The organism is Streptomyces soli, from assembly GCF_003999195.1.
Lineage (GTDB): Bacteria > Actinomycetota > Actinomycetes > Streptomycetales > Streptomycetaceae > Actinacidiphila > Actinacidiphila soli.
In genome coordinates this window covers 1-8679 of record NZ_RJVR01000256.1, presented here as the reverse complement: position 1 = coordinate 8679, position 8679 = coordinate 1, and the positions used below count along the sequence as shown (strand labels likewise).

Annotated in this window: 8 protein-coding genes; 5 read left to right on the top strand and 3 right to left on the bottom strand. The window is 70.0% G+C overall.

Translation table 11 applies throughout. The features are described 5' to 3' along the window. Positions 1-933, top strand: a 933-nt coding sequence (locus EFK10_RS26250; protein ID WP_164836151.1) for a S8 family peptidase, incomplete at its 5' end; no start/stop codon positions are given. A 65-nt stretch (positions 934-998) separates the two neighbouring features. Here the strand turns inward: EFK10_RS26250 and EFK10_RS26245 are convergent. Next, a complete protein-coding gene (locus EFK10_RS26245; protein ID WP_127358136.1) occupies positions 999-1253 on the bottom strand; it encodes a chaplin in 255 nt (84 codons plus the stop codon). A 167-nt stretch (positions 1254-1420) separates the two neighbouring features. On the opposite strand from EFK10_RS26245, the gene EFK10_RS26240 reads away from it, so the two are divergent. Beyond that, positions 1421-2455, top strand: coding sequence for a glycoside hydrolase family 6 protein (locus tag EFK10_RS26240; RefSeq protein ID WP_240677464.1), 1035 nt, complete (start codon positions 1421-1423; stop codon positions 2453-2455). Positions 2456-2535: 80 nt separating this feature from the next. Here EFK10_RS26240 and glxA read toward each other — a convergent pair whose 3' ends face one another. After that, positions 2536-4512 carry a radical copper oxidase GlxA gene (gene glxA / locus EFK10_RS26235; RefSeq protein WP_127358135.1) on the bottom strand — a complete coding sequence of 659 codons (1977 nt, stop codon included), beginning with the start codon at positions 4510-4512 and terminating at the stop codon, positions 2536-2538. An 11-nt stretch (positions 4513-4523) separates the two neighbouring features. Continuing rightward, positions 4524-6374: a glycosyltransferase family 2 protein gene (locus tag EFK10_RS26230; RefSeq protein ID WP_127358134.1), complete on the bottom strand. Its 1851-nt coding sequence runs from the start codon at positions 6372-6374 to the stop codon at positions 4524-4526. A gap of 284 nt (positions 6375-6658) precedes the next feature. Here EFK10_RS26230 and EFK10_RS26225 point away from each other — a divergent pair, with 284 nt between their 5' ends. From EFK10_RS26225 to EFK10_RS53810, 3 genes are all read left to right on the top strand, one after another. Beyond that, positions 6659-7435, top strand: coding sequence for an IclR family transcriptional regulator (locus EFK10_RS26225; protein ID WP_127358133.1), 777 nt, complete (start codon positions 6659-6661; stop codon positions 7433-7435). Positions 7436-7538: 103 nt separating this feature from the next. Beyond that, complete coding sequence (locus EFK10_RS26220) at positions 7539-8399, top strand: SMP-30/gluconolactonase/LRE family protein (protein ID WP_127358137.1); 861 nt, start codon at positions 7539-7541, stop codon at positions 8397-8399. Positions 8400-8504: 105 nt separating this feature from the next. Then, on the top strand, positions 8505-8679 hold a 175-nt coding region (locus EFK10_RS53810), incomplete at its 3' end, for an SCO2400 family protein (protein ID WP_456318733.1).

Below are 8679 nucleotides of genomic sequence, written 5' to 3'. Positions count from 1 at the left end.
GCCCCCGCGGCCCCGGCGCAGGCGCCCACGGCCCCGGCAGAGCCCCCGGCGGCCCCCGTCACGCCGTCCGCCGCGCCCCCCGCCGCCCAGCAGTCGCCGCGCAGCCTCGGCGGCTTCGTGCCTTGGGGGCTGACCCGGATCAACCACCGCACGCTGGACGGCATCGGTTACTCCGTCAAGGCCACCGGCGCCAAGGTGACGTCGTACATCATCGACACCGGCATCGAGTACTCGCACCCCGACTTCGGGGGGCGGGCCGTCCCCGGCTACGACGCGATCAACGACGGCCACAACGGCGCGGACTGCAACGGGCACGGCACGCATGTGGCGGGGACCGTCGGCGGCAGCTACACCGGGGTCGCCCGCAAGACCCAGTTGGTCTCCGTACGGGTTTTCCCCTGCGCCTCGCGGACCACGAACTCCGCCCTCATCGCGGGCATCGACTGGGTGGCCGGGCACGCGGCGAAGCCGGCCGTCGCCAACATCTCGGTGGCCGGTCGGTGGTCACTCGCCGCCAACCGGGCCGTCGAGGGCCTGTCGAAGGCCGGCGTCTTCCCGGTCGTCGCGGCGGGCAACGACAACGTCAACGCCTGCTTCGTCTCCCCGGCCAGTTCCCCGCAGGCCTTCGCCGTCGGGGCGATCGACGAGACCGACCACCGGTCCTGGTTCAGCAACTGGGGACCCTGCGTCGACATCCACGCGCCGGGTACGGACATCCTGTCCTCCTTCCTCAACGGCACCTTCCGCAACATGGACGGCACCGCCATGGCCGCGCCGCACGTGGCCGGCATCGCCGCGCTCTACAAGGACACGTACGGCGACGCCGACTTCGCGACGCTGTCCAAGTGGCTGTCGGGCAACGCGACGCGGAACGTCCCGATCGACGGGGGGTACGGGACCGCGCGGCTCTTCGCCTACACGAACGGCTTGTAGGTGCCCCGAACACGTCCGAAGCCGCCGGAGAGGACATCCTCTCCGGCGGCCTCCGGTGTGCCCTGTCAGTGGTTGACGCAGACGTTGCCGATCGTCGGGTTGACGAGGCCGACGAGGTTGATGCTGTTGCCGCAGACGTTGATCGGCACGTCGATCGGGACCTGGATCAGGTTGCCGCTGACGACGCCGGGGGAGCCGGCGGCAATGCCCTTCGCGGAGGCTCCGTGGCCGCCGTCGTGGGCCATGGCCCCGCCCGCGGTGCCGAGCACGGCCGCGCTTGCGGCGGCGGTCAGGACGGCCGCTCTGGAGATACGATTCACGATCGTCCCTTTCCCTGGTCACGTGTGGATCCTGCTCAACGACCCTGTTCCGGGCCGGATGCGTGGTGTCACCCAAGGGGCCGTATCGTGACCTGTCGTCAGATTTCGGCGCACGTTCGGCGCATCATAAGCGGCGGCTCGCGCCTTCGCATGTGACGGTTGATCACATGCGAATGGAACGAACCTCGACGGGATCCCTCGTCATGGCCGCGCTACTCGCCTGCGGCCTCGCGATGGCGGCTCCCGTGGCCGCCCATGACACCGACACCGACACCGTTGCCCCGGGCGCGTCACCGTTCTGGGTCAATCCGGACAGCCGGGCCGCCCGCCAGGCCGAGGCCTGGGAGGCGCGGGGCAGGCAGCAGGACGCCGCCCTGCTGCGCCGTATCGCCGACCAGCCGATGGCCACCTGGGTCGGCGACAGCGATCCCGAGGACGAGGTCCGCCGGATCACCACCGCCGCCGCCTACCAGGACCGCATCCCGGTCATCGCCGCGTACGACATCCCGCACCGCGACTGCGGCTACTTCTCGGCGGGCGGCGCCCCCAGCGCGTACGCCTACCGGCAGTGGGTCCGGCGGCTTGCCGAGGGCATCCAGGACCGCAAGGCGCTGGTGATCCTCGAGCCGGACGCCGTCGCGCAACTGGTCGTCGGCTGCGCGGGCGCCGAGCTGGAGGGCAACCGGCTGGAGCTGATCGGCGAGGCGGTGAAGACGCTCAAGGCGCTGCCGCGTACGAAGGTCTATCTGGACGCGGGCAACGCGGGGTGGATCCCCGACCAGCGGGAACTGGTCGAGGCGCTGTGGCAGGCCGGGGTCCGGGACGCCGACGGCTTCGCGCTGAATGTGTCCAACTTCCAGACCACGCAGGTCAGCAAGGACTACGGGGACAGGCTGTCGGCCAAGCTCGGTGGCGTCCATTACGTCATCGACACCAGTCGCAACGGCAACGGCCCCTGGCTTGAACCGGCTGACGCCGAGACCTGGTGCAACCCCCCGCACCGCGCACTCGGCCAGGTGCCCACCACGGTCACCGGCAGTGCCATCGTCGACGCCTACCTCTGGGTCAAGCGCCCCGGCGAGTCCGACGGCGCCTGCCGCGGCGCCCCGGCCGCCGGCCAGTGGTGGTCCTCCTACGCCCTCGAACTGGCCCGCGGATCCGACACATTGCCGGGCTTCCCGTTCAACCCGGAGGCGCAGTAACTTCCCGAACCGCGAGAGCGCCCCCGGCCTGGTGGCCGGGGGCGCTTGGTGTCTTCGCGGGTTCGCGGGTTCGGGCCGGTTCAGCTCACGTGCACCCACTGGGCGTGGGACGGCGTGCCGTCGGCGTTCGTGACGAAGAGCATGTACCAGCCGGTGGGCACCAGCGTCGGGTCGTCGGGGATCCGGACGCTCGGCGAGCCGCCGCCCTTCCTGCGCACCGTCAGTTCGATGGAGCGCTGCTCGGCGTCCGTCGCGTGCGTGACCGCGCTGGGCCGCATGAGACGGGCCTTGGCGACCCCGGCCGGGTCGGCGACGTCGAGTTCGGTGGAGCCGCCGCGCTCCAGCCGGAGGACGCGCTGGGACAGACGCGGGCGGCCGCTCTGGTCGCCGTACAGGTAGGGAGGGGTGTAGACCTCGATGCGCTGCTCGAAGACGCCGGCCTGGGTGTCGTCCTTGTCGGCGAAGAGGGGGTTGGAGCCGAAGACGGCGATGCGGCCGTCGGGGAGGAGCAGGGCCTCGGTGTGGTAGTCGCGGCCGACGGTCGGGGCGGCGGCGGGGGAGAAGGAGTTCGTGGCGGGGTCGTAGAACTGGGCCTTGAGGATGTCGCTGGCCCGCTTGCCGCGGTAGTCGCCGGAGCCACCGGTGGTGAACACGGTGTCGTCGGGGGTGAGGACGGCGTTCAGGTAGCGGGTGCCCTCGGGCAGTTCGGGACCGTCCGCGTAGCGCGGCTTATTCGCCTTGAGGTCGACCAGGGCGGTCCGGGAGGTGGACTTGTGGGACTCGCCGACACCGCCGCCGCCCAGGAGCATGAAGCGCTGGCGCTGCGCGGGTGGCAGCAGCACGGAGGTGGACGTCTCGGTCTGGTCGGCCCGGGTGAGGCCGGGGACCTGTGTGAAGGTGTTCTTCTTCAGATTCCAGATGCCGGGGACGCGACCCTTGTCGGCGGGGCCGTAACCGGCGTTGGAGCCGGAGTAGAAGAGGTCTCCGCCCTGGGTGAGGAAGAGCGCCGGGTAGGTGGGGAAGTAACGGTCGGGACCCTTGGACCACTTACGGGTCCTGGGGTCGAAGATCTCGTTCTTGCCAGGGATGATCTCGCCCATGTCGTCGAGGCCGGAGACGGCGAGCACCCGGCCGTCCCTGAGGGTGACGAGCGTCGGGTACCAGCGGGCCTCGGCCATGGAGGCGACCGGGATGTACCGCTCGGCGACGGGGTCGAATTCGTACGCCTCGCGCAGCCCCTGGAAGTCCTTCTTGTCGAGGCCGAGCTTGGCGGCGAGCCCGTAGAGGTTGTCCGTGTCCTTGCCCTTGAGGCCGGCGATCTCGTACTGGTCGGCGGTGTTGCTGATGCCCTTCTCGCCCTGGACGGTGGCCTCGACGTAGACGCGGGCCTCGCTGGCGGTGACCTTGACGGTGGACTTGGCCCTGTTCTTGCCCTTGCCCTTGCCGTTGCCCTTGCCCTTGGCTTTGGTGATCTTCTTCGAGGCGCGTGGTACGAGCACGTCGAAGAGCGAGCGGTACTCGAGGCCGGAGGCGCCGCGGAAGATGGTGCCCTTGCGGAAGAGGCGGGGCTTGTCGGGGTCCTCGTTCTTGATCAGCATGGCGCCGCCGGCCCGCGTGACGTCGCCGCCCAGCTTCTCGTAGCGGGCGGTGCCGCCGGCCACCAGGAGCTTGCCGTCAGGCAGTTGGGCGTGGCCCGCGCAGAACATGTCCTTGGGGGTGTTGATCTCCTTGAAGGAGTTGTCCGACGGGTCCCACAGGATGCTCTGGAACTTGCCCGCGTTGAAGTTGCGCTGGTCGTTGCCGGAGCCGGCGATCAGCAGCACCTTGCCGGTGTGCAGCAGGGCCGCGTGAATGGCGTTGATCCGGAACTGGTGCGGCACGTCCAGCAGGTCCCAGTGGCCGTACGCGGCCTTGTACCCGGGCTGATTGATCTTGTAATGGTGGTAGGCGCGCTCGGCGAAGCCGACGGCGGCCGGGGCGTTCAGGCCGACCAGGGCGACGAGCGCGGTGGCACCGAGCGCGGTCTTGCGGAGCTGTGGGCTGGGGCGGTACCTCACGGCGGATTCCTTTACGCGGGGCTGCGCTGCTCGAACGGGTGGGATGTGGCGGCGACCTTCTCCAGGCGGCGTGCGCGGATCCGGTCGCGGAGTACCGCGCCCTGCCATGCCGCGATGGGGGAGAGGGCGATGGCCAGGGCCAGGGCAGCCCAGGTGCGCATCGCGACATGGGTGTTTCCGAGGAAGAAGGAGGCGATGAGCGAGCCGCCGGAGACAGCCGCCCAGAAGAGGTGGATGCGAAAGGTGGCGAGCCGGTCCGGGCTGGCCGAGTCGCCCTTCGGGGTGACCACGAACCCGGACCTGCGGCGCAGCAGCGCCTCGGCCAGGGACCGGGTGTAGAGCGGGGCGGACAGCGCCGACATGACCATCCCGGCCGCGCCCGACGAGCCCTCGGGCTCGTGCGGGCTGACGTTGTGCCGCCGGTTCCAGATGTAGAGGCCGATCTGCAGGGCGGCGGCGTCGCTGTAGAGCATCAGCCAGACCGAGGAGTCGATGTGCACGCCCGAGGCACCGAAGACCAGGAAGAGGGTGCAGGACAGGGCGCCGAGGATCCAGTTGACGGCCGACATCGGGTAGTACGTGACCATCAGGCCGTAGTTGAGGAATCGGCCCGGTGACAGGGTGAAGGGCGCCTTCCAGAACTGCTTGAGCACGGTCTCGTACGTCCCCCGGCTCCAGCGCAGCTGCTGGCTGAAGAAGTCGGTCCAGGAGGACGGGCCCTCGCCGACGGCGAGCACGTCGGGGGTGTAGACCGAGCGCCAGCGGCGGCCGGACTCGGGGTTGCGGGTGCCGTGGATCTTCAGGCCGGTGGCCATGTCCTCGGTGATGGAGTCGTACAGGCCGCCGATCTGCTGGAGGACGGAGACCCGGACGGCGTTGTTGGTGCCGACGAACATCGGGGCGCCGTAGGCGTTGCCGGCCCGCTGGATGAGGGCGTGGAAGAGGAACTGCTGACTTTCGGCGGCCTTGGTCACGGCGTTCTCGTAGTTGCCGTAGACCTGGGGGCCGACGACGAAGGCCGTGTCGGGGTCGCGGAAGTAACCGAGCATCCGCTCAAGGAAGTTGGGGAGTGGGATGTGGTCGGTGTCGACGCAGGCCATGAACTCGTAGTCGTCGCCGTGGGCGTCGAGCCAGGCGTTGTAGTTGCCGTGCTTGGTCTTCGCGCGGAAGGCGCCCTTGGGCTGGTTCCACCTCTCGACGCCCTTGCGGCTGAAGTGGTGCACGCCGAGCCGGTCGCAGAGTCGCCTGACCTCGGGGTCGTCGCCCTCGTCCAGCAGCCAGACGTCCAGGGGGCCGTCGTGGCGGAGCCGGACGGCGCCCTCCAGGGTGGCGCGGACCATCTCCAGCGGCTCCTTGCCCGGCACGAAGGTGGTCAGAAAGGCGACCCGGGTGCCGGGTTCCGCGGTGACCGGCACCGGGTCGCGCGCGACGAGGGTGGCGTGGGCGTTGGAAATGACGGTGATCACACGGAAGAGCTCGATGAGCCCGATGGACACCAGCATCACGTTGTCGGCGATGGTCGCCCAGGGCGGTACGAACTGGCGGTGGACCCAGTGCTGAGGCTGCATCAGCCAGACGAGCAGCAGGAGGGAGACCACGGGGGCGGCGGAGAGCAGCAAGGCGGTGCGTACTTTGTGCCGGCTCTCGGCGAGCAGGCTGCGGTACTGGACGCGATAGGTCTGACCGGGCTTCAGATCGGGTTCTGTCAGGGGTCCCGCGAGACGGCTGAAGCGCTCGTAGTCGTACACGGGAACGGAATCCGCCCCCGAGTCAGCTGCCTCTGCGGCCTTTGACGCGGGGGCCGGCACGATCGTGGGCTCTTGGTCGGTGGTCGGCCGGGTGCTGCTCGGCGAGATCGTCACGACACCCCCGTAGGCGTAGTGAGGGGAGGAATGGCCAGTAAATCGGATCTATTACCTTCATCTGACACAAAATGTGATGATGGGGCGATCGGCTTACAGAAGCTAACAAATCATCCCAATCGTTTAACGGACAGGTAGATCTTCGGCGTGGCGTCAGGGGTGACGGGACCGTTGCCGAGGAAAGGCGGCGGCCGATACGCTGCGTACACTCGCGTTCGCCATACCGATCAACTTCCGGAATCTCGAACGTCGATCACTCGAACAAGTCGTCGGAGAGAGCAGAGATGGGACGCCTGGTACCAGCCGTTACCCGAGCCCTGGACATCCTGGAGCTCTTCCTCGAAGGCGACGGCACCATGTCCGCGCCCGAGATCACCCGCAAGCTCGGTCTGCCGCGCACCACGGTGCACGAACTCGTCACCACGCTCGCCGCCCGCAACTATCTCGTACCGCTGCCTGGACAGCCCGGCCGCTACCGGCTCGGGGTACGGCCGTACCAGCTCGGCAGCCGCTACGCCGAGCAGCTGGACCTGGCCGCCGAGGGGCAGCAGGTGGCCCGCACGGTCGCCGAGACCTGCGACGAGACGGTGCACGTCGCGATCCTCGAGGGCACCGACGTCATCTACATCGCCAAGGTCGACAGCACGCACGCGGTACGCATGGTCTCCGCCGCCGGGCGGCGACTGCCCGCCCACTGCACCTCGGTCGGCAAGATGCTGCTCGCCTCGCTGCGCCCCGACGCCCTGGACGCCCGGCTCCCCGAGGAGCGGCCGCTGGCCGCGATGACCCCGCACAGCATCACCTCGCCGCACGAGCTGCGCCGCGAACTCGCCGCGATCCGCGATCGCGGTATCGCGGTCGAGCAGCGCGAGTCCAACCCCGACGTGTCGTGCGTCGCCGCGCCCGTGAGGGACTCGGCCGGACAGGTCGTGGCCGCGCTCAGCATCTCCATACCGATGATCCGCTGGAGCGAGGAGCGGCTGGCGGAGCTGAAGGAGCTGGCGGTCAAGGGCGCCGCCGAGCTGTCGGAGCGGCTCGGCCATCGGGGGCGCGTGCTGTGAGAGCGGCTTGGGTGCCGGCTTGCGTGCCGGGCACACCGGGCAGGCGTAAGGCGGGACGTGCCAGGTCAACCGGGGCCGCCGCCCGGGAGGGAAGAGCGTGAGCATGGCGATAGAGCTGGCCTTCGAGGCCGATGCGGTACTGGGCGAGGGACCGACCTGGGATCCGGTGGCCGCCCGGCTGATCTGGGTGGACATCCTCGCCGCGCGGGTCCACTGGTACGACCCCGGGTCCGGCGGGGAGTCCCTGATGGCCACCGAGCAGCACGTCGGCGCCGCCAAGCCCCGCGCCGGCGGCGGCATCGTGGTCAACCTCCGCGACGGCGTGGGCCTCTACGACGCCGACGGCACCTTCCGCTGGCTGCACCGCGAGCCGGTGCCGGGCCGGCGGGGCAACGACGCGGCGGTGGACGCCGCCGGCACGCTCTGGGCCGGCACGATGCGGTACGACGAGGCCCCCGGCGGCGGCACCCTGCGGCGGGTCCTCCCGGACGGGACCGCGGTCCCGGTCCTGGACGACGTCAGCGTCAGCAACGGCACCGACTGGAGCCCCGACGGCACGCAGATGTACTACGTGGACAGCCCCACCCGGCGCGTCGACGTCTTCGACGTGGACCCCGCCACCGGCGACGTACGCAAGCGCCGCGCCTTCGCCACGCTCGAGGACGGTGCCGGATTCCCCGACGGCCTCACCGTGGACGCCGACGGCTGCGTCTGGGTCGCCCTGTGGGACGGCTCCGCGGTGCGCCGCTACACCCCCAAGGGCAAGCTCGACCGCGTCGTCGAGGTGCCGGCCGGGCGACCGACCGCTTGTGCCTTCGGCGGTCCGCAGCTCACCGACCTCTACATCACGACCGCCACGACGGGGCTCGACGAGCGCGCGCTGGCCGCGCAGCCGCTCGCCGGATCGGTGCTGGTGGTGCCCGATGCGGGGCAGGGTATGCCGGATGTTCCATTTGGGGGTTGAAGCGCAGACGTAAACACATACGTCACAGGCTTCACGAGATCCACACGGGATCGTGAGCAACTCTTGTGCGCACTCTGGGAAGTAGTCACATATTGTGCCCGGAATATGGACTACTGCTCCGCCTGCCGACGGCACATCAATGGCGCCCTGTCATGCCCGGGGTGCGGCACGCCCGCTGAGGAACTCGGCGCGCGCGCGGCCGCGGCTGCCGGCGCGCCCGCGTCCGGTGGCGCCGACGAGGGTGCCGAACCGGCGGTGGACGAGGGCGGCGGCCGCGCCG